Source organism: Maricaulis sp., assembly GCF_030149515.1.
In the GTDB taxonomy this organism is placed as follows: domain Bacteria; phylum Pseudomonadota; class Alphaproteobacteria; order Caulobacterales; family Maricaulaceae; genus Maricaulis.
Genome location: NZ_JASBRI010000001.1, coordinates 14,686 through 35,549, shown reverse-complemented (window position 1 = coordinate 35,549; position 20,864 = coordinate 14,686). Strand labels below are relative to the sequence as shown.

Annotated in this window: 20 protein-coding genes; 9 read left to right on the top strand and 11 right to left on the bottom strand. The window is 64.3% G+C overall.

Annotation, left to right across the window (positions count from 1 at the left end):
* Positions 1-194: 194 nt before the first annotated feature.
* Complete coding sequence (locus Q1U94_RS00185) at positions 195-3,005, bottom strand: TonB-dependent receptor (RefSeq protein WP_300540615.1); 2,811 nt, start codon at positions 3,003-3,005, stop codon at positions 195-197.
* Positions 3,006-3,244: 239 nt separating this feature from the next.
* On the opposite strand from Q1U94_RS00185, the gene Q1U94_RS00180 reads away from it, so the two are divergent.
* The 4 genes from Q1U94_RS00180 to Q1U94_RS00165 all read left to right on the top strand — a co-directional run bounded on the left by Q1U94_RS00180 (position 3,245) and on the right by Q1U94_RS00165 (position 7,199).
* Positions 3,245-4,279, top strand: coding sequence for a phytase (locus Q1U94_RS00180; RefSeq protein WP_300540612.1), 1,035 nt, complete (start codon positions 3,245-3,247; stop codon positions 4,277-4,279).
* Positions 4,280-4,291: 12 nt separating this feature from the next.
* A complete protein-coding gene (locus tag Q1U94_RS00175; protein ID WP_300540609.1) occupies positions 4,292-4,612 on the top strand; it encodes a hypothetical protein in 321 nt (106 codons plus the stop codon).
* A 45-nt stretch (positions 4,613-4,657) separates the two neighbouring features.
* Positions 4,658-5,701 (top strand): helix-turn-helix transcriptional regulator, encoded by a 1,044-nt coding sequence (locus tag Q1U94_RS00170; RefSeq protein WP_300540606.1) that lies wholly within the window; start codon positions 4,658-4,660, stop codon positions 5,699-5,701.
* 91 nt (positions 5,702-5,792) lie between these two features.
* A complete protein-coding gene (locus tag Q1U94_RS00165) occupies positions 5,793-7,199 on the top strand; it encodes an amidohydrolase family protein (protein ID WP_300540603.1) in 1,407 nt (468 codons plus the stop codon).
* 55 nt (positions 7,200-7,254) lie between these two features.
* Here the strand turns inward: Q1U94_RS00165 and Q1U94_RS00160 are convergent, their stop codons facing one another.
* The 4 genes from Q1U94_RS00160 to Q1U94_RS00145 form a co-directional block, all read right to left on the bottom strand.
* Complete coding sequence (locus Q1U94_RS00160; protein ID WP_300540600.1) at positions 7,255-8,184, bottom strand: FAD-binding protein; 930 nt, start codon at positions 8,182-8,184, stop codon at positions 7,255-7,257.
* Positions 8,185-8,186: 2 nt separating this feature from the next.
* Positions 8,187-8,936: an electron transfer flavoprotein subunit beta/FixA family protein gene (locus Q1U94_RS00155; protein WP_300540597.1), complete on the bottom strand. Its 750-nt coding sequence runs from the start codon at positions 8,934-8,936 to the stop codon at positions 8,187-8,189.
* A 329-nt stretch (positions 8,937-9,265) separates the two neighbouring features.
* Positions 9,266-9,853, bottom strand: coding sequence for a YceI family protein (locus tag Q1U94_RS00150; RefSeq protein WP_300540594.1), 588 nt, complete (start codon positions 9,851-9,853; stop codon positions 9,266-9,268).
* A 108-nt stretch (positions 9,854-9,961) separates the two neighbouring features.
* Positions 9,962-10,537, bottom strand: a complete 576-nt coding sequence (locus tag Q1U94_RS00145; RefSeq protein ID WP_300540592.1) for a cob(I)yrinic acid a,c-diamide adenosyltransferase — start codon at positions 10,535-10,537, stop codon at positions 9,962-9,964.
* A 48-nt stretch (positions 10,538-10,585) separates the two neighbouring features.
* On the opposite strand from Q1U94_RS00145, the gene Q1U94_RS00140 reads away from it, so the two are divergent.
* Positions 10,586-11,686, top strand: coding sequence for a serine hydrolase domain-containing protein (locus tag Q1U94_RS00140; protein ID WP_300540589.1), 1,101 nt, complete (start codon positions 10,586-10,588; stop codon positions 11,684-11,686).
* On the opposite strand, the gene Q1U94_RS00135 is transcribed toward Q1U94_RS00140, so the two are convergent.
* Together Q1U94_RS00135 and Q1U94_RS00130 are read right to left on the bottom strand one after the other, a co-directional pair.
* Positions 11,683-11,889, bottom strand: coding sequence for a twin transmembrane helix small protein (locus Q1U94_RS00135; RefSeq protein WP_300540587.1), 207 nt, complete (start codon positions 11,887-11,889; stop codon positions 11,683-11,685). The two genes, Q1U94_RS00140 and Q1U94_RS00135, sit on opposite strands and share 4 nt — an antisense overlap.
* 2 nt (positions 11,890-11,891) lie before the next feature.
* A complete protein-coding gene (locus tag Q1U94_RS00130) occupies positions 11,892-12,941 on the bottom strand; it encodes a Rieske 2Fe-2S domain-containing protein (RefSeq protein WP_300540584.1) in 1,050 nt (349 codons plus the stop codon).
* Positions 12,942-13,077: 136 nt separating this feature from the next.
* Between Q1U94_RS00130 and Q1U94_RS00125 the strand changes: the two genes are divergently transcribed.
* On the top strand, positions 13,078-13,632 hold the full coding sequence (locus tag Q1U94_RS00125; protein WP_300540581.1) for a hypothetical protein: 555 nt from the start codon (positions 13,078-13,080) through the stop codon (positions 13,630-13,632).
* On the opposite strand, the gene Q1U94_RS00120 is transcribed toward Q1U94_RS00125, so the two are convergent.
* A complete protein-coding gene (locus Q1U94_RS00120; protein ID WP_300540578.1) occupies positions 13,629-14,558 on the bottom strand; it encodes a hypothetical protein in 930 nt (309 codons plus the stop codon). The two genes, Q1U94_RS00125 and Q1U94_RS00120, sit on opposite strands and share 4 nt — an antisense overlap.
* Positions 14,559-14,643: 85 nt before the next feature.
* A complete protein-coding gene (gene gluQRS, locus Q1U94_RS00115; RefSeq protein WP_300540575.1) occupies positions 14,644-15,507 on the bottom strand; it encodes a tRNA glutamyl-Q(34) synthetase GluQRS in 864 nt (287 codons plus the stop codon).
* Positions 15,508-15,648: 141 nt separating this feature from the next.
* Here gluQRS and Q1U94_RS00110 point away from each other — a divergent pair, with 141 nt between their 5' ends.
* From Q1U94_RS00110 to Q1U94_RS00100, 3 genes are all read left to right on the top strand, one after another.
* Positions 15,649-16,314: a phospholipase gene (locus Q1U94_RS00110; protein ID WP_300540572.1), complete on the top strand. Its 666-nt coding sequence runs from the start codon at positions 15,649-15,651 to the stop codon at positions 16,312-16,314.
* Between the two features lie 213 nt (positions 16,315-16,527).
* Positions 16,528-17,094: an HNH endonuclease gene (locus Q1U94_RS00105; RefSeq protein WP_366917234.1), complete on the top strand. Its 567-nt coding sequence runs from the start codon at positions 16,528-16,530 to the stop codon at positions 17,092-17,094.
* A 17-nt stretch (positions 17,095-17,111) separates the two neighbouring features.
* The gene (locus Q1U94_RS00100) at positions 17,112-17,624 is read left to right on the top strand and encodes a DUF1697 domain-containing protein (protein WP_300540565.1); all 513 of its coding nucleotides are present in this window, start codon (positions 17,112-17,114) and stop codon (positions 17,622-17,624) included.
* Here the strand turns inward: Q1U94_RS00100 and Q1U94_RS00095 are convergent.
* Positions 17,621-18,073 (bottom strand): GNAT family N-acetyltransferase, encoded by a 453-nt coding sequence (locus Q1U94_RS00095; RefSeq protein ID WP_300540562.1) that lies wholly within the window; start codon positions 18,071-18,073, stop codon positions 17,621-17,623. The two genes, Q1U94_RS00100 and Q1U94_RS00095, sit on opposite strands and share 4 nt — an antisense overlap.
* A 14-nt stretch (positions 18,074-18,087) precedes the next feature.
* The gene (gene secA / locus Q1U94_RS00090; RefSeq protein WP_300540559.1) at positions 18,088-20,838 is read right to left on the bottom strand and encodes a preprotein translocase subunit SecA; all 2,751 of its coding nucleotides are present in this window, start codon (positions 20,836-20,838) and stop codon (positions 18,088-18,090) included.
* Positions 20,839-20,864 lie beyond the last annotated feature (26 nt).

The window sequence follows — 20,864 nt, the reverse complement described above, 5'->3', positions numbered from 1 at the left end:
CCGGAGGGATAAGCCGGGACAGGAATACCCGATCGGGGAGGAGCGGGTCGGCGTCTGTCTACGGGCCCAAGACGACGCATTGATGACGAAACCGAGACTCTTTCACGTCGAACGTATTGTTCATAAATCGTTGAAACAAAAGAAAAGCCCCGGACCCGAAGGCCCGGGGCTTCCCCGTTAGACTGGCGCTGGGCCTAGTAGGTGAAGCGCAGGCCGAAGACCGACGACCAGCCGTATTCCTCGAACTGTTCGATGCGGTCGATCCCGTCCGGACGGGTCACGGCGCGGTAGGGCTCGTCGGTGACATTCTTCAGATCGGCGAAGATCTGGAGATTGTCGTTGAGCTCGTACTTGGCCGAGAGGTCGAGCTGGGAGTGCTCGAGGACGAAGCGGTCCTCGTCGGCCCCGCCGCGGATCTCGTCGAGATATTCCGAACGGGTCGACAGGACGGCGCGCAGGTCCCAGGGGCCCCGGTCATAGCCCAGCTGGGCGTTCCAGACACGGTCGGACTGACCCGGCAGGGCCACGGTGCGGCCGTCGCTCAACACCGCTTCGCTTTCTGTCCAGGTGGCGTTGAAGCCGACGATGAAACCCTCCACCGGCAAGAAGTCGAGCGCCTGCTGGTAGTTGAATTCCAGGCCGGAGACATCGCCTTCCGGCAGGTTGATGTAGGAGCTGGCCTCGTCGAAGAAGCGGCCGTTCAGCGTGACGCTTTCATAGCCGATCGGGGCGATGATGTTTTCCAGATCCTTGTAGAAGTAGCCGAGGTAAACGACGGCGTCGTTGTTCGGATACCACTCGAGGGAGACGTCGAGATTGTGGGCTTCCAGGCGCTCGAGATCCGGATTGCCGAATTCGCCCTCGACCTCGTCATCGTCATTCTGCTCGACCAGGATGCGCGGGGCGAACTGGTCCGGGTTGGGACGCTGGATCGAGGCATGATAGCCGGCGCGGGCGATCACGTTCTCGGCCAGTTCGAAACGGCCCAGCACTGAGGGCAGCACGTCGGTATAGTCGTCGGAGACGGACTGCGGATTGACAAAGAGCGTGTCGTCGCCGAGCACGATGCCGCCGACCATGGAGTCTTCTTCAGCGAGGAAGACCTCATAGCCGTAGCCCGACACGTCGGTCTGTTCGATACGCACACCGCCGACGATGCGGGCCGGGCCATTGTCCCAGCCGCCCATGACATAGCCGGCCGTGATATCCTCGGCGATGCCGTAGCTGGCGCCTTGGCTGTCGATGATGCTGTCGATCGGTTCGAAGTCGAGCGCGTCCCGGTTGGCGAAGAAGAAGTCGCGGACCGTCGACGGGTTCGGCACCGGACCCAGGCGCGACTGGCTGTAGTCGACCGTGCGGGCGACGTCGGCCAGCGTGAGGGCATCGGAGCTGTCATAGACGTCGAAGTCCAGCGCATACTTCTTGTCGCGCAGGCGCAGGCGCACACCGCCCTGAACGTAGGCCGCGACACCCTGGAAGGTGAAGTCCTGGCGGATATTTACCGCACCGGCATATTCGCGGTCCTGGGCCAGGCCGTTGGTCAGCTCGAAACCGGCATTCTCGTAATTCGAGGCGTCGAAGACGGCCTGGGTCGTGGCGCCGCCCTCATAGCCGATCGACGGCATCAGCGGGTTGGAGCTGTCGATGATGAAGGTCTCGCCATTGGTGAACTCGGCCGCGAAGTCCGTGTCGAGGCGGTTCGGCTCTTCCTCTTCGGAATGCACGTAGGAGAGCGACCAGTCGATCGTCGTATTGCCGTTGAGCCATTCGCCGCCGAAATCGGTGGCGAAGATCAGCTGGGTTTCCAGACGATCCTTGACGTCGCGGTCGATCTCCATTTCCGAGGCGCGCAGGATGGCGACATTGCCCGAGGAGTTGACGTCGTCATAGTCGGCGTCTTCCAGCTTCAGCTCGACGCGGTTGCGGTATTCCTGATCGGAGAAGTCCGAATAGGTGGAGCGCAGGTAGAAGCTCAGCTCGTTGGATGCCTGGTAGTCGAAATTGAGGACCGCCGTCGTGCGTTCGCGCGTGATCTGGTAGTTGCGCATTTCCACTTCGTTCGGGAAGGCGACGTCTTCGCCGATCTCCCAGCCGCCATCGACCTCGAAGCTTTCCGAGCCGAAGACGCGTTCCTGGTAGGACAGGGAGGCGGCCACGCCGAGGCGGCCGTCCAGGAAGTTGTCGGCGAAGTTCGCCGAACCGCGCCAGCCGAACGCTTCCTCGCCGTCCGAGTAGAGCGTGGCCGCACGGGCACGGAAATAAATGTCGTCGACGTCGAGGCCGGACATGGTCTCGATCTCGACATTGCCGCCGACGCTGTCGCCGTCCATGTCCGGGGTCAGGGTCTTGTTGATCACGACCGAGGAGAGAACGTCGGCGTCGATCACGTCCAGGCCGACCTGGCGGTCTTCCGCTTCCGGCGAGGTCAGGCGCACGCCGTTGATCGAGGTGGAGACCAGGTTCGGCGACAGGCCGCGGATCGAGACGAAGCGGCCTTCGCCCTGGTCGTTGAGCACGTTCACGCCGACGGTGCGGCGGGCGGCTTCGGCCACGTTCTCGTCCGGGAACTGGCCGATGGCGTCGGAGGTCAGGACAGCGACATTGCCGTCATTGGCGCGCTGGCGGGAGAGCGCCGAGTTGAGAGCGCCACGCTGGCCGATGACCAGGATGTTTTCGACGAAATCGACATCGTCACCCATCAGGATACTGGTCGACACGGTGTCGTTGACGCTGTCGAGCGTAATCGTGGTTTCCTCGGCGTCGGCGCCGACATAGGTGACGCGGAGCGTGTAGGTGCCGGCGGCCAGGCCGACGATGCGGAAAGTGCCGTCAGCGGCGACCGTGGCGGATTGGCCGGTTTCCATGATGCGGACAACCGCGCCTTCCAGGCCAACGGTTTCGGATGCGTCGGTGACGCGGCCGGTCACGGTACCGGCATGGGCGGCCGTGGCCGCCGTGAGCGCGAGCACCGAGGCGGTGCCGAGCATGGCGATCGTTCTGGTCATGTTAGTCCCCCTGAAAGGATGCACGTATCGCTTGGCCCGAACGGGCAAAGTCGGCGCCTCTATGGGGGTGGAGTGACGACAGGTTGATGACGCCGGCGCTGCACTTCCATATCATTCGCATGTAAAATTTGTGACGATGCGAAACTGCATCACTTCGTAAATGAAGTGTCATGATTGCGGGCATGTTGCGGCCGTCCGGCCGTGCTATGCGCAGACAGGCCGTGGTTTGGAGGGACAGGATGAAACGGATTGCCGCAATCGCGACGCTTGTCACGGGGTTGGCCGCCTGCAGCCAGGGCCTGCGTGCCGTCGAGATCGAGGCCCAGCTGGAGACGGCCAGCGTGGCCGGCACCGGCGATGCTGCCGACGACCCTGCGGTCTGGGTGGCGGCGAATCCGTCCGACAGCCTCGTCTTCGGCACCGACAAGGACAATGGCATCTATGTCTACACGATGGATGGCGCCGAGCATGCCTATCTGCCGGAAGGGCGGCTGAACAATGTCGATGTCCGCCACGGTTTCGCGCTGAACGGCCGGACGGTCGACATCGCGGCGGCCTCGGACCGGTCGAATATCGGCATTGCGTTCTTCTTCATCGATCCGGACAGCCGCGCGGTCACCTATGCCGGCGCCGTGCCCGTCGACGTGACCGAGCCCTACGGTTTCTGTCTCTATCGCAGTCCGCGCGACAACAGTCTGTACGCCTTCGTGTCGGACAAGGAGCCCGGCACTTTCGTGCAGTCGCGCGTCGGCTGGGACGGCGCGGCCGTGACGCTGGAGGAAGTGCGCCGCATCCCGCTGGGCACGATCGCCGAGGGCTGTGTAGCCGACGATCGCACCGGCCAGCTCTACATGAACGAGGAAACCGTCGGCGTCTGGACCGTCGGGGCGGAGCCGACGGATCCGGCTGTGCCGCAGCAGATTGCGGTGACCGGCGACGGAGAGATCACGGCCGATGCCGAAGGCGCGGCCCTGCTGCCACGCGGGGAAACCGGCGGCTGGCTGGTCGTCTCCAGCCAGGGCGACAATGCCTATGCCGTCTACGATCTGGAGACGCACGCCTTTGTAACCCGCTTTCGCATCGCCGACGGCGCGACGGACGCCGTGACCCACACCGACGGTCTCGACATTTCGGTCGCCAATCTCGGCGCGCATTTCCCGGGGGGTATCCTTGTCGTCCAGGATGACGAGAACGATACCGGCGGGCAGAACTTCAAATTCGTCGACCTGCGCTCGGTAATGGCGATTCTCGACACACCGCAGGACGCCGAATAGGTTTTTTGATCCATGGTGCTTTTCGTCCTGATCGCGATACTGGCGGTTCTGGCCTATCTCTACGGTCAGAAGCGCCGGGCTGCGCAGCGCCTGCGAGAAGCGGTCAATCTGACTGTCGACGAGGCCCGGCAGAATATCGGCGCGCTGGCGGCGGGCCGCGAGATCGGCCGGGACAGGTTTGACGCGGCCCGTAGTGCCGGAGCGTTCGAAACGGCTCCGATCCATCTGATCGCAACGCTGCACCAGGCCTATGATCGTCCCGATGCGGAGCGCTTCCAGACCGCAGTCTCCCAGCTGGAGGAATACCGCGAGTTTCGAGGTTGGACTGCGTAACCGGGCGCCTCTAGGCAAGCGGGCGGCAATCGCTAGTCTGCAGGCATGACGCTTGCCCCGGTCAATCTCGTCCAGATCGCCCTGATCGCCATCGGCATGCTCGGCTTCGTCCTGACCGTGACGCGGCCGCGCCTGCGGGCCCTGGCGGCGCTGATGGCGATGGCGGTTCTCTGGATGGTCTTCAACTTTCTTGAGGAGACAGCCGGCTTTCGCGATGTATGGCTTGTCACTCCGGCCTTCCGCCTGGCCTATCCACCGCTCTTTTTTCTGCTGACCCGCGGCCTGATCTTCCGTGGTGCTTCACTGCATTGGCGCGACTGGCCGCACGCCGTGCCCTTCCTTGCCGGACTGATGCTCACCGGAAGCCTGCTCGGACTGGTCGAACTGGCAGCCCGCATCAGTCTGATGGCCTACTCCACCGCAGCGGTCTGGCTGGTGCACCGTTTTCACCTGGCCAGCCGCCGGCAGCGCTCTGACGCACGCGGAATTCGCATGTTCTGGATCTATGGTGTGGTCGCGGCTTTCCTGGCCGACGAGGTGTTCGACCTGTTCCGCATGGACTTCGCCTGGGCGCAAACGCGCTGGCCCTGGCTGCTCTCGCATGACGCCTATTTTCTCTCGCTGTCGATCTCGCTTGTCATGACCGTGATCCTGATCGTGCTGGCGATCCGGCGGCAATCCCTCTTCGAGGGGCTGGATGGCGATGCGCTGGCGGCCGAACCGGATAGCGGGCGCGATGCCTCCTGCTTTGCCCGGCTGGACGAGACAGTGCGGCGCGATGCACTCTACAGCGAGCCGCGCCTGACCCGGGCCGAGGTCGCGGCGGCCTGCGGGCTCAGCGAACGTGCTGTATCGGAAACGATCAAGGCGGCGACGGGCCGCAATTTCAACGACTACATCAATGCCCTGCGCATCGAGGATGTTAAGGCGCTGCTCCAGGCCAGGGCCGGGGGAGGCGACGGCTCCTCCCTGCTGGATATCGCCTATACGGCGGGCTTCAGTTCCAAATCCGTGTTCAATGCCGTGTTCAAGCGAGAAACCGGGCTGACCCCGTCCGCCTACTTCGACCGGCTGAACGCGGTGCGCTGAATTCCGGACGTCCGGAATCCGGATACCGGACGACGGGCAGTCCTGGCCGACGTTGTCTGCACCTCGTACCAGCGCGAAACGGGAGTTCACGATGCGCCGTTCGATGTCGATGGGCCTGGCGGTCCTGTGCCTTGTTATTTGCCTGGCCGTAACCGCATGCGGATCGCCGGCGGCGATGCGCCCGCCGCCGGCTGTTCCTTCCGCCTATCTGTTCCACAATGTCCGGGTTCTGTACCCGGACCGGGCCGAGGCCGGTCCGACAACGACAGTCCTGGTCGTCGACGGCGTGATTGCCGGGGTGGGCGTGCCGGACACCGGTACCCTCCCCGAAGGGACGCAAGAAATCGATGGGGCCGGGCGCGTCCTGATGCCGGGCCTGATCGACATGCATGTGCACATCTTCGACGAAGCCGGTCTGGCGGCCAATCTGGTTCATGGCGTCACGACCGTGCGCAATCTCGGCGGCATGCCTTTCCATCCCGGTCTGGCCAGGCGCATCGAGGCCGGCCGGATCGCCGGACCGCGTCTGGTGTCGACGGGACCGATCATCAACGAGCGCGGCGGCCGCAATGCCAATCCCCTCCAAGTCCTGGTCGACGGTGCGGACGAGGCCCGGGCGGAGGTCCGGCGCCAGCATCGCCGCGGCTACCGGCATCTCAAGGTCTATTCCAATCTGAGCCGCGAGAGTTTCGCGGCGGTTCTCGATGAGGCGGCGGCGCTGGGGATGAGCGTCAGCGGGCACCCGGTCGAGGGACGGCCGGCTGATCCGATGGAGATCGGCCACACGCTCTTGGCCGGTCTGGCTACGATAGAACATGCCGAGTCGATCGTCTGGCACGGCCTGGACGACAATCCCGATCCCGCCGGCATGACGCGCCTGGCAGCAGAATTCGCCGCGGCCGGCGCGACCGTGTCGCCGACGCTGGTCGTGCACGAAAACCTCAGCCGTATCGTGGAGACCCGCGGCGCCCATCTGCAGCGGGCCGACATGACCGGTTTCAATCCGGTCGTGGCCGGTTTCGAGCGCGACACCTACGAATTCTGGACGGCGTACCGGAACGAAGACCGCACGCGCATGCAGGGAGTCTATGAAGAATTCACCGGTGCATTGCATGCGGCCGGCGTGCGCCTTGTCGTCGGCACCGATGCGGGCATCATGGCGACGCCGCACGGCGTGTCGGTATTGCGGGAAATGGAATTGCTGGTGCGGGCCGGACTGACCCCGCACGAAGCCCTGCGCGCCGCGACGGTCAATGCTGCCGATGTGCTGGGCCTGGCGGACCGTCTGGGCAGGGTCGAGCCGGGCTATCGCGCCGACCTTGTCCTGGCCGACGCCGATCCGCGCGTGGACTTCCAGATCCTGCGCCGGCCGGCTGGCGTTATGAGGGACGGGGTCTGGTACGATGCCGTGGCCTTGGCAGAACTCCGCGAGGCCGCCCGGCAACCCGGCGCCTGGCGCACGCGCCGCCGGCTCCTGATGCATTTTCTGCTGAAGTAGACAAAAACGCCCGGCCGTTCGGCCGGGCGTTTCCAATCCGATCGGCGCGTCGGGTTCAGCCCAGCGCCTCGTCCAGTTCCGGCAGGACCTGGAACAGGTCGGCGACGAGACCGTAATCGGCGACCTGGAAGATCGGCGCTTCCTCGTCCTTGTTGATCGCGACGATGACCTTGGAGTCCTTCATGCCGGCCAGGTGCTGGATGGCGCCGGAAATGCCCACGGCAATGTAGAGTTCCGGGGCGACGACCTTGCCGGTCTGGCCGACCTGGTAGTCGTTCGGCACGAAGCCCGCATCCACTGCCGCGCGCGAGGCGCCCACGGCGGCGCCCAGCTTGTCGGCGATCTTGTCCAGCAGGTGGAAATTGTCGCCGGACTGCATGCCGCGGCCGCCCGAAATGACGATCTTGGCCTGGGTCAGTTCCGGACGATCCGACTCGGAGAGTTCCTCGGAGACGAATTCCGACTTGAACGGGCCCGAGCCGGCGCCGATTTCCTCGATCGAGGCCGAGCCGCCATCGCCTGCCTTTTCGAACGTCGTCGGACGCACGGTGATGACCTTTTTCGCGTCGGACGACTTCACCGTCATCATGGCGTTGCCGGCATAGACCGGGCGGATGAATGTATCGGCGCTTTCCACTGCGGAGATGTCGGAGATCTGCATCACGTCGAGATGCGCGGCGATGCGGGGCATGAAGTTCTTGCCCATCGTCGTTGCGGCAGAGAGGACAGCATCATAATCGTCCATCATCGGCGTGACGAGCGCGTCCATGGCTTCGGCCGTGGGCTTGTCGAAGGCATCGGCCTCGGCGTGCAGAACCTTGGCGACACCGTCCAGCTTGGAGGCCGCTTCGGCCACGGCCGAGGCGGCCTTGCCGGCGACGAGGACATGGATGTCGCCGCCCAGCTCTTTCGCGGCGGTGACGACAGCGCGGGTGGCGTCGTTCAGCGCGGCATTGTCGTGTTCGGCAATAACGAGAACCGTCATGATCAGATCACCCCCGCTTCATTCTTCAGCTTGTCGACCAGTTCGGCGACGCTTTCCACCTTGATGCCGGCTTCGCGCTTGGGCGGTTCGGTGACCTTGAGGACTTCCAGGCGGTTGGCGATATCGACGCCGTAATCGCCGGGCGATTTGGTGTCGATCGGCTTGCGCTTGGCCTTCATGATGTTCGGCAGGGAGGCGTAGCGCGGCTCGTTCAGGCGCAGGTCCGTGGTGACGACGGCCGGCAATTGCAGGGCCAGGGTCTGCAGGCCGCCATCGACCTCGCGGGTCACCGTGGCCTTGCCGTCGGCAATCCCGACCTTGGAGGCGAAGGTCCCCTGCGGCCAGTCCAGGAGCGCGGCCAGCATCTGGCCGGTCTGGTTGGCATCGTCGTCGATGGCCTGCTTGCCCAGCATCACCAGTTCCGGGCCTTCTTCATCGACCACGGCCTTGAGAAGCTTGGCGACTGCGAGCGGTTCGACGGTCTGATCGGTCTCGATCAGGATGCCGCGATCGGCGCCCATCGCCAGGGCCGTGCGGATGGTTTCCTGCGCCTGGGCCGGGCCGATGGACACGGCGACGATTTCAGAGGCGACGCCCTTTTCCTTCAACCGGATCGCTTCTTCCACGGCGATCTCGCAGAAAGGGTTCATGGACATCTTGACATTGGCAAGGTCGACACCCGTCTGATCGGGCTTCACGCGGACCTTCACGTTGTAATCGACGACCCGTTTGACGGGGACGAGAATCTTCATGCTGGGGCTCCGGTTGGCCGCGCGCTGGAATGATCTGCGCACCTACAAAGAATAGGCCGCGAACCTGCCTTCGCGCGTGCGGTAAGTCAATGCGTCCAGCTGGCTTACGCGTGCGTCAATTCGCAGCTGCGGTATTGTTTGCGGTATGGCGGCCGTGACCGAAGATGAAACGGGATGCGTGGCCTAAGTGGGCGTCAAATCTATCTCTTGTTCGACGCTGCGGGCCACGTTTCGATTTTTGAGTATGTTTTTCTTATGCCGAAAGAGGACGATCGAAGAGCGTGCCCGCGAACGGGCACGCCTTGCCCTGCGGTTCTTGTCCGTTGAGCTTATTCCGCCGCAGCCGACACGAGTTCTGTCGAGATGAAGAGCTCGATCTCGTCCGAGACGTAGGGCACGGCATAGCCCATGTCCCATTCAGACCGCATCAGCGAACCGGTCGCGGTGAAGCCCAGCTTCGTGCGGCCGTCATTGGTTTCGCCGGTATTGTTGAGCGTGACATCGAGAGTTACCGGATGGGTCTGGCCATTCATCGTCAGCTCGCCGGTCATCGTACCGGTTTCGCCATCCTCTGTCTCGAAGCCGGTGGCCACGAAGCGGGCGGTCGGATTGGCCCCGGTTTCGAAGAAGTCGTCAGAATTCAGGTGACCGATGAAACGCTCGTGATGGGCTCCGGCCCAGATGCCGTCGACGAGGTTGAACGTGACTTCCACCGTCGAGGCGGACGGATCGTCCAGATCGAGGTCCAGTGTGCCGTCGTAATCGGTGAACTGGAGACGCTGGGTTGAATAGCCCTGGTGCGTCCAGCTGGCTTCGATGAGGGTGTGCGACTTGTCGAAGTCGAACGCCACCGGCTCGGCCTGGACGGCGGTGCCGACAAGGGCGAGGGCGGCGGTGGCGGTAAGAAGGCGGGTCATGCGGCAATCTCCGTCTGCGCTGAACTGTCGCACCCAGAGATAGACATTCGTGCGCCGATGTCGACCGTGGCGTAATCACATCCGTGTTTCCGTGGCGGAAACAATGCCCTAGCGGTCCTTCCCCGGCACCCAGAGTACATCGCCGCCCGCGTCCAGATTGGCGATGCGCGCCATCACGAACAGCAGGTCGGACAGCCGGTTGGCGTATTTCAGGGCTTCCGGATTGATCCTGGCACCCGATGCGGCGAGCGCCGACATCTTCCGCTCTGCGCGGCGGCAGACAGTGCGGGCGAAATGCAGGCGGGCCGAGGCTTCGTCTCCGGCCGGAAGGATGAAGGATGTCAGCGGTTCCAGCTGGGCGTTGAGCCGGTCGATTGTCGCTTCCAGGCGCGCAACCTGGGCTGCGGTGATGCGCAGGGGTTCGAAGTCCGGCGGTTCCTCGCTCTCGGGCACGCACAGATCGGCGCCCAGATCGAACAGGTCGTTCTGGATCCGCGCCAGCTCGGCATCCAGTTCATGCCCGGCTGACAGGGCAGCCCGGGCCAGCCCGATAGAGGAATTCGTCTCGTCGATGTCCCCGTAGGCGTCGACGCGCACGTCGTGTTTGACTGTCTGCGACATGTCGCCGAGCCGGGTCGAACCGGTATCGCCGGTGCGGGTGTAGATTTTCGTCAGACGGACCATACCCGTCTGTTTAGCGCTCCGCCCGGGAGAAAGGGAAGGGAGGGCCGCATGCTCGCAACGCTGTTTCTCGCGACGGTTCAGATCGTCTCGGCGCAGGCCGCACGGCCCGTCGCCGAGGATGCCGTACTGGCCGGCATCGCCGAAACGCTTCGCGCCGCCGCCGGTTCGCCGGGTGCGGCCGTCATGCTGTGGGAGGCGGATACGCTGCGTGTCGGAACCGCCGGGGTACGGGCGCTTGGCGAGGAGGCCGCCATTGCGCCGGGCGATCTCTGGCATATCGGATCGAACACCAAGTCAATGACGGCGACCCTGGTGGCTCGGCTGGCGGAACGCGGCATCGTCGGCTGGGACGATACGATCGGCCAGCACCTTGGCGGCGCCATCGGGGACATCCATCCCGATTACCGCGATCTCACCTTCCGCCATCTTCTCAGCCACCGGGCGGGTCTGCCGGCCAATGCCGGCATGGTGGCCCTGATGGGTTTCGCCCTGCAGGGCGACGGAGCCCCGCGCCCCGATCAGCGCCTGGCATACGCCGAAACCGTACTGATGCACGCCGCCCAGGTGGAGCCCGAATCCGGGTTCGGGTATTCCAACGCCGGCTATGTCGTGGCCGGAGCCATGCTGGAACAGGCCACAGGCGAAGACTGGGAGACACTGATCCGGCGTGAGGTCTTCGATCCGCTGGGCATGGAGACGGCGGGCTTCGGCGCACCGGGACGCGCCGGCCGCATCGATCAGCCGCGCGGCCACCGGCCGGGGCTGATCGGCGGTCTCAACGCCGTTGCGCCGGGACCGAGGGCCGACAACCCGCCCGTGATGGGACCCGCCGGGACGGTGCACGCGTCCATGGCCGATCTCGCCCGTTATCTCGACATGCATCTGGCCGGGGCACGCGGCGAGGCGACGGATTATCTGTCGGCGGAGAGCTGGGCGATCCTGCACACACCGCCATTCGGCGGCGACTACGCGATGGGCTGGGCCGTGCGCGACGGGCTGATGATGCACGGGGGATCGAACACGATGTGGCTGGTGATCATGCAGATAGATCCCGCCGGAAACCGGGCCATGGTGGCCGGGGTGAATGACGGGCGGATCGAGTCCGTCCGCCCGGGCGTGCAGGCAGCTATCGAAGATCTGGGCGACTAGCCTCCGAAATTCTCGCGGACCAGGAAGATCACCACGATCAGCACGATCGCGGAGAATTGCAGCACCACGCGAAGCCGCATCAGCTTGTTCGAGCGCGAGCGTGCCTTCTCGTCGCCGCGATAGAGATTGATGATACCGAAGGCCAGCACCACGACGACCGCCAGCATGGCGATGTAGAGCAGGCCCGTGAGAATGGTGTCCATGATCAGCTTCTCCAGCGCAGCGTGGCGGGCTTGACCGGGTTTTTGAAGTCTTCGCCCGTATCGCGATGCTTCTCCCAGGCCCGTTTCAGGGCGAAATACCATTTCGCCTGCACGTCGGCATCGTGGATCAGCATGAGTTTGGGATCGTAGGCCAGGCCGACCTGCTGGTCGTTCACGGCGTCGCGGTCCTGGCCGACAAATGTCTGGATGCCGCGTTCGATCAGGAAATTGGGTGCGATCGTCGGCAGCCAGTGGTTCCAGTAGACCACGATGGTGATCGCCGTGGAACGCTCGTTCGTCGGCGTGACGGCGGTGAAGCCGGTGAAATGGCGGCCGCCGGCATGCACGTATTCGGTGCGCAGGCCGGGCAGCTGGAAGCGGATCTCGGTCTGCGGCCGGCCCATGAGCCGGTAGAGGTAGGAATTCTTGGACGGCACGTGCGGCAGCATGGAAAAACCGCGCTCGACCGGGCCGAACTGTTTTTCCTTCTCGTGTACCGACTTGGCCGAACGCCACCACCACTGCCGGTGGATGTAGGGGATGTGGGCGGGGTCCATGAGGCCGATCACGGCGTGGTCGACATGACAGTTGAACACGTCGTGCACGACGAGTTTCGGCCGGGCTCCCTCCGGCAGGTCCAACCTGGGCGGATCGACGGCGGGGACCGCGCCGGCATCTTCTTCGCGGGCGTAATAGATCCAGATCAGACCCTGGTCCTCGTGCACCGGGAAGGCGCGGGTACGGATTTTCGACAGGTCCATCGCCTGCGCCTGGTCGGCCGTCAGCGAGGGAATGGCCGCGCAGCTGCCGTCGGTGCGGAAACGCCAGCCGTGATAGGGACACTCCACCTGGGTTTCGTCGCCATGGCGCTGTGCCCGCCCGCCGGACAGGAGAGTGCCGCGATGCGGGCATATGTCCTTCAGCGCATAGGCCCGGCCCTGATGGTCGCGCCCAAACAGGACGGGCTGTCCCAGCAGCTCACGATGGAGATGCTGGCCCGGTTTGAGCTCGCTCGACAGGGCGCCGAAATACCAGAGATCACGCACGAACATGTGCGCCTGATAGCGTGATCGGTGCGTCCTGCCTAGCATGGAGGGCGCATTACATGTGCGGCCTATCGTCTTGCCGCATGGCACGGGGCGGGCCTAGACTTGTCTCCGGCGCTGGGGCGTGAACGGGGACGAACGGATGAATATCCCGTCTTTGGGGGTTTTCGGCCCGGCGGCGCTGGCGCTCGGCCTGTGCGTGAACTGCTCCGCTCCGCCGGATCATCCCGGCGACGGCGAATTGCCACCCGCGGCCCTGGCCGCCTTTCAGGATCATCTTGCCGGCATCAGCGACGGCGCGCTTGTCTGCCCGGATGCGGAGATCGAAGCGGCGCGGCGGGTGACCGCCTTCATCAATGCAGACGCCGAACCCGACTTCGTGCTCGAGACGCGGGTACTGAATTGCCGGGAGACGCGTGGCCGTCCGGCTGTCGCCTATTTCTGCGGCTCCTTTGCCTGTGCCTTTCCCCTGCTCGTTTCCGGCGAGGAGGGCTGGCAGGTCGTCACGCTGATGTCGGGTAATCATGTTCAGGCGCGCGAGCACTATCGGGAAACCCGGCTGGAAGTGCGCGAGATCGCCCGTTCGGAACCGGGCGGCCGCGCCGTCGCTGTGCGCGAATATGCCTGGCGCGACGGCGCGCTGATCCGCATCGGCGAATGGGTTGAGAGTTCCGACGCCCGTCTGGGCTCGCGCTAGTCGCTGGCGTGACCGGCCAGCTGTGCCATGAAATCCGCGCCCATCTGCGGCTCAATGACCAGGACTTCGGGCTTGTCGAAGCGCTGGGCCACGGCGCCGCCCTCGTAGAAGCGATAGTCGGTGCCGGCAAGGTCGGGGGCTCCGAAATGAGCATCCATCGCAGCCTGCAGCCGGTCAGCTTCGCCCTCGCCGGTGAGGATCCAGGCAAGCACCAGCGTGCCGTCGCCGAAGACAAACTCGATCTTGCGTTCGAACCCGGCATAGACATAGCCGAAACAATTGATCTGGGTCTGGGTGGCTGGTTGTGCCGGCAGGCTCGGCGGGTCGATATCCCGCTCCTGAAGGATCGGGCATGCCGCATCCAGTTCCGCGCGCAATACGTCGATCGAGGTGCCGGGCCGGATCTCGCGCGGTACCGATACATCGATCTCGCCATAGGCCAGCGGTTCGCGGCGCAGCAACGGATTATGCCAGGCGAACAGATTGGTGTGCAGCCCGTCCTCATTGACGATGTGGACCGTATTGTCTGCAGCATCGACCAGCATTTGTGCCGCCGGATAGGCCGTCCAGCCGCCAAAGGCGAGCGCGTCGCCGGCCTGCCGGGACAAGGGGGCGGCGTCGCCGAAAAGCTCGATATGGACGAGATGCCCGTCGGCCACGACGAAGACGCCCCGCACGAACTGCGCGCCGTCCGCCGTCGTGAAACCGTCGCAGACCAGATGGGCCTCGGTCTCTGCGGCCAGTGGAAAACGGGCGCGGTCCGGTATGACAGTCTCGACATGGCTGCATTGCGCATCGAGCACGGACCGGACCGTAGCCTCCCGGGCGCCCATTGCCAGATCGGCATGAAGCAGGCTGGCGGCGCTGGTGGATGCGTCGCTTGCCGCCAGGGCGAGAGCGAGGCTTGCGGCGTGGATCAGGGGCATGAGTGTCCTCGGCGTTGGATCCCGTATCGCGAACAGGATGCCTTTCACCGCGGAAATGGATGCAGCTTGCCGGATCCCGATCCAGTCAGGTGACGGAGGGGCCGGCAAACCGGGCGCGGATATCTTCCGGCGAGGCGCCCGCCTCGCGCATGGATTTCAGTGTGGCTGCCTTGTTGCGTTTGGCGAAACGCTGCCCTTTTGCGTCGGTCAGCAGCCGGTGGTGGCGGTAGACTGGGGTGGGCAGGTTCAGCAGTGTCTGCAGCAGGACATGCAGCGGCGTCATGGCAAAGAGGTCCTCGCCGCGGATCACATGGGTGATGCCCTGCAGGGCATCGTCGTGCACGACGGCGATGTGATAGCTGGTGCCGACATCCTTGCGCGCCAGGATCACATCGCCCAGCGGATCGGGATCGGCGGCTATTTCGCCTTTTCCGTCTTCGAGAAAGTGCATCGCGCCGAAGCGTTCACCCAGAACCTCGCGGCAGCGCGCCTGCGACAGACGCCAGGCATAGGGCTCGCCGGCAGACAGGCGCTCGGCCTCCTCGTCCGAACTCAGGGGCTCGGCGGGACCGCGATAGATCAGTCCGTCCGCGCCCTCGCCGGCATGATGCGGCGCGCGGGCAATGTCTTCCAGGATTTCCCGGCGCGTCTTGAAACAGCGATACACCACGCCAAGGCCGCGCAGGTGTTGCAGCACGGTTTCATAATCGTCGAAATGTTCGGACTGCCGCCGTACCGGCAATTCCCAGTCAAGTCCCAGCCAGAGCAGATCGTCGTAGATGACGTCGTCGAATTCCCGCTTGCAGCGCACGGTGTCGATATCCTCCAGCCGCAGCAGGAAGCGGCCGTCTGCCTCGCAGGCCGCACGGAATGCCGTCCACGCCGAAAAGGCATGGCCGAGATGGAGATGGCCGGTGGGCGACGGGGCGAAGCGGGTAGTGAAGGTCATGGGCGTGGCGACTCGGCTGTGGCGTATATAGGCATTGCGGGTGGACACGGCCAAACCGGGGGCATGATCCGTCCACGCCTCTTGCACCCACCGCCCGCATCCCGCTATTCCCCCTCGCACTGCACGACACCGGAGCCCTTCATGAGCAGACCCATCGACGGACCGCGCCTGGCCCCGCGCGACGGACAGGCGCCGCGCAAACTCGTGATTTTCCTGCACGGTTATGGATCGAACGGGCAGGATCTGATTGCGCTGGGTCAGCACTGGGCGCGCGACCTGCCGCATGTACAATGGGTCTCGCCCGACGCGCCGGACCCTGTCCCCGGTGCGCCGGGGGGATTTCAATGGTTTCCCATTTCCAACCTCGATCCGCACCGGATCGAGGCCGGCGCCGCCCAGGCCTGGCCGGTCGTGGACGCCTTCATCGACCAGGAACTCCAGCGCTACCGGCTGGGCGAACAGGATCTTGTGCTATGCGGCTTTTCCCAGGGCACCATGCTGGCCTTGCATGCCGGACTGCGGCGCAAGCGGCCGCTGGCGGGGGTCATGGGCTTTTCCGGTGCCTTGCCGGGCGGGGCGCGTCTCAAGGAGGAGATGACGTCGAAACCGCCGATCATGCTGATCCATGGCGATCAGGACCAGGTCCTGCCGCCGGGCTTCATGTTCGACGCGCTGGAGCATATCGCCGCGGCCGGCCACGGAGCGCAGTGGCATATCTCGCACGGGCTGCCGCACTCGATCGGCGAGGACGGGCTGCGCATCGGCGGCCGGTTCATCGGCAATGCCCTGGCGGGGCGTTACCGATAGGCCACAGCGCGTTGGCGACACGCAAGATTCGCAGGACCGTCATGGGATTGTCATGCGAACACTTGTAACGTCCCTACCAAGCTCTGGACGTGATATGATTCGGGTAAACGAATCCGCGTCTTGTACGCGACAGGAGGTGAGCTTTCAGGACCGAGGTCCAAAAGACACACTCTCTCCGGGACCGATGGACCGGTCGCCATGAGGGAGGTCGCCATGCAGGTGCTTGATCGGGCGCCGCAGGGATGGCCTTGTTTGGTCCTGAATGCGGACTATCAGCCCCTGAGCTACTGGCCCCTGTCGACCTGGCCGTGGCAGGAGGCCATCAAGAACGTCTTCCTGGAACGCGTGGCCGTGGTTTCCCATTACGACGAGGTCGTGCACTCGCCGAGTTTCGAGATGCATGTGCCGTCGGTCGTGGCCCTGCGTGAATACATCGCCCAGGACCGCAGCCCCGCCTTCACACGCTATAATGTCTGGCTGCGCGACGGCTTCCGGTGCGTTTATTGCGGTGCCGGCGGGGTGGATCAGCTGACCTTCGACCACGTCATTCCGCGCCGCTCCGGCGGCAAGACATCGTGGGAAAATATCGTCGCCGCCTGCGGGCCGTGCAATCTGAAGAAAGGCGGGCGCACGCCGCGCGATGCCCGCATGCCACTGCCGCGGCCGCCGCAGCGCCCCACCATGCACGAGCTGCAGGCCCAGGGCCGGAAATTCCCGCCGAAATTCCTCCACGAAAGCTGGCTCGACTATCTCTACTGGGATATCGAACTGGAGCGCTAACCGCTCCGGGAGCCCTGATGCCCACGCACATCGCCCTCCTGCGCGCCGTCAATGTGGGCGGCACCGGAAAACTGCCCATGGCGGAGCTGCGGGCGATGGCGGCCCGTCTCGGCTTCGACAATCCGCGTACCCATATCGCCAGCGGAAACCTGGTGTTCGAGAGCGATCTGGATATCGGCTCTGCAGGGGCCCGGCTCGAAGCGGCGCTGGAGACCTATGCGGGCAAGCCGGTCGGTGTGCTGATGCGAACGCCGGCGCAGATGCAGGCTGTGTTCGAGGCCAATCCCTTCCCGCAGGCGGCGGGCAATCGCTGTATCGTCCTCTTCCTCAATGGTCCGCCGCCCGCGGACCTTCAGGATACACTGCGTCATCAAGCGGATGAGATCGTGGCTGCCGGACGGCACGAGGTCTACATCCATTACGGCGAGGGCATGGCGCGATCGAAACTGGTGGTGCCTGCGGCCAAGGACGGAACCATGCGCAATCTCAACACCGTCGCCAAGCTGGTCGAGATGAGCGGGGCCGGTTAGAGGGCGACTTCAAGCCAGGGCAGTTTGCGCCCCTCGAAAACGTCGGAAGGCCGCATTTCCACGCGTTTTGCCCCCATGTGCAGATATGCGGGCTCGGCATAGGGATCGGACAGGATGGTCATGACCGTCTCTCCCTTCGCGCGGAGCTGTTGCTTGGCGTGTTCGAACAGGGCACGGCCCGCGCCTGTGCCGATCGCCTCCGGCGCGACGAAGAGAAGGTCGAGCGAGCCGTGTTCTCCGCCCGGTTCGATCTGGCAGACACCGAGCAGTGTGCCCTCACCAGTCTCGGCCACGGTGGTGAAACCCGCCTCGATCGCCTGGGAGGTCACCTTCAGATAGGGCGAGACAGCGGCCATGAAGGCCGCATCATAGCCCCAGTACGCCTTTGATTTCAGGCACAGGCGGGACAGCGCCTCTTCCTCATCCGGGCGAGCCGGTCTGAGACGCATTGCGCCCACGGGTATCAGGCCGAGGCCTGGCCGATGGCGCCGTGGCAGTGCTTGTATTTCTTGCCGGATCCGCACGGGCAGGCCTGGTTGCGGGCGACGCGGCCCCAGGTCTCCGGCTTGTTGGGATCGGCCGGTGTCGGTGCCCGGCGCTGGGTCGGGGCAATGCGCGGCGCCACGGGCTGACCCTCGGCGCCGTCCATTTCGTTGCGGCCGGTACGAGGATCGATATGGGTTTCCTGCATGTCCCGGGGCGCCTCCGGTGCTGCCGGCGGGCGCTCGAAGCGCAACAGCATCAGCTGACGCGTCACCTCGCCGCGCAGATTGTCCATCATGTGCTCGAACAGGGAGAAGGCCTCGGTCTTGAACTCGTTCAGCGGATTGCGCTGGGCGTAGGAACGCAGCCCGATCATCGAGCGCATGGCATCGAGATTTTGCAGGTGTTCGCGCCAGTTGATGTCGATGGCCTGCAACAGGATCGACTTCTCGACGCGCCGCATCAGGTCCGGCCCGGCCGTGGCGGCCTTTTCCGCAAAGGCCTTGTCGGCGGCGCCGGTGATGCGTTCCAGGATTTCCTCGTCGGCGATGCCCTCTTCCTGCGCCCAGTCGGCGATCGGCAGATCCAGGCCGAATGTGTTGCGCACCTCTTCGGCGAGACCGTCGACATCCCACTGGTCGGCATAGGCCTTGGGCGGGATGTGCGCGGCGACCAGGTCCTCGGCGGTCTGGTGACGCATGTCCTTGATGACGTCGGCGACATCGTCGGACGTCATGAACTCGATGCGCTGCTCGAACACGGCCTTTCGCTGGTCGTTCATGACGTCGTCGTATTTGAGAACATTCTTGCGGATGTCGAAATTGCGCTGCTCGACCTTCCTCTGCGAGGTTTCCAGTGCCTTGGACATCCAGGGATGCTCGATCGCCTCGCCTTCCTTCATGCCCAGGGTGCGCATGATGCCGTCCAGGCGTTCCGGAGCAAAAATGCGCAGGAGATCGTCCTGAACGGAGATGTAGAATTTCGACCGTCCCGGATCGCCCTGACGGCCCGTCCGGCCGCGCAGCTGATTGTCGATGCGGCGGCTTTCGTGCCGTTCCGTGGCCAGCACGTAGAGACCGCCGGCGTCCAGGGCCTGCTGCTTTTTTTCGGCCACATCGGCAGAGATCTTCTCGCGCTGCTGTGCGATCTCGGTCTCGGTCGGCTCCCGGCCGGCTTCCTTCTGTTCGGCCTGCCAGGCGGCCAGGCGCATCTCCACATTGCCGCCCAGCTGGATATCGGTACCGCGGCCGGCCATGTTGGTGGCGATGGTCACCGCGCCCGGTACCCCGGCATCGGCAATGATATAGGCTTCCTGCTCGTGATAGCGTGCATTGAGCACTTGGTGCTTGATCTTGCGCTTCTTGAGCATTTCCGAAAGCAGTTCGGATTTCTCGATCGACGCCGTGCCGACCAGGACCGGCTGGCCGCGTTTCACGCAATCCTCGATATCCGCAATGGCGGCATCGTATTTTTCCTGGGCGGTACGGTAGACGCTGTCTTCCTCGTCGATCCGTGCGATCGGCTTGTTGGTCGGAATTTCGACCACGCCCAGCTTGTAGATGTCCATGAACTCGTCGGCCTCGGTGAGCGCCGTCCCGGTCATGCCGGCGAGCTTGCCGTAGAGGCGGAAATAGTTCTGGAAGGTGACCGAGGCGAGGGTCTGGTTTTCCGGCTGGATCTCGGTGCCTTCCTTGGCCTCGATCGCCTGGTGCAGGCCGTCGGACAGGCGCCGGCCCGGCATCATGCGGCCGGTAAACTCGTCGATCAGGACAACGCCATTGTCCTTGATGATGTAGTCCTTGTCCTTGACGAAGAGCTTGTGCGCCTTGAGCGCCTGGTTGACGTGGTGGACGGTCGCAATGTTCTCCACATCGTAGAGATCGCTGTCCTCCTTGATCAGCTCGCGCTCCTTGAGGAGGCGCTCGACCTCTTCATTGCCCTCTTCGGTCAGCAGGATCGACCGGGCCTTCTCGTCGATCTCGTAGCACTCCTCGCCCAGGAGCGGGATCAGCTGGTCGATCGTCTTGTAGAATTCGGTCCGGTCTTCGGTGCGCCCGGAAATGATCAGCGGGGTCCGCGCCTCGTCGATGAGAATGGAATCGACCTCGTCGACGATGGCGAATCCGTGACCGCGCTGCACCATCTCCTCGACCGAGTATTTCATGTTGTCGCGCAGATAATCGAAGCCAAGCTCGTTATTTGTCGCGTAGGTGATGTCGCAGGCATAGGCTTGGCGGCGTTCCGGATCGGTCATGCCATGCGCGATCACGCCTGTGGTCATGCCCAGCTTGCCGAAAACCTTGCCCATCCATTCCGCATCGCGCCTGGCGAGATAGTCGTTCACGGTCACGACATGGACGCCCTTGCCGGCCAGCGCGTTGAGATAGCAGGGCAGGGTGGCGACCAGCGTCTTGCCCTCACCGGTCTTCATCTCGGCGATCGAGCCCTGGTGCAGTACCATGCCGCCCATCAGCTGCACGTCGTAGGGGCGCAGGCCCAGGGCGCGCCTCGCGGCTTCGCGCACGGCAGCGAAGGCTTCGGTCAGCAGATCGTCGAGCTTGTCGCCCTGCTCGAGACGGTTGCGGAATTCCGCCGTCTTCGCTTTCAGCTCGCTGTCGGAAAGCTTTTCGTAGTCGGGTTCAAGGGCGTTGATCTTTTCGACCGTTGGCCGCATGCGGCGAAGTTTGCGGTCGTTCTCGGTTCCGAAGATCTTGCGGGCTATGGACAGCATGTGCTCTGGCTTTATGTACGATGACG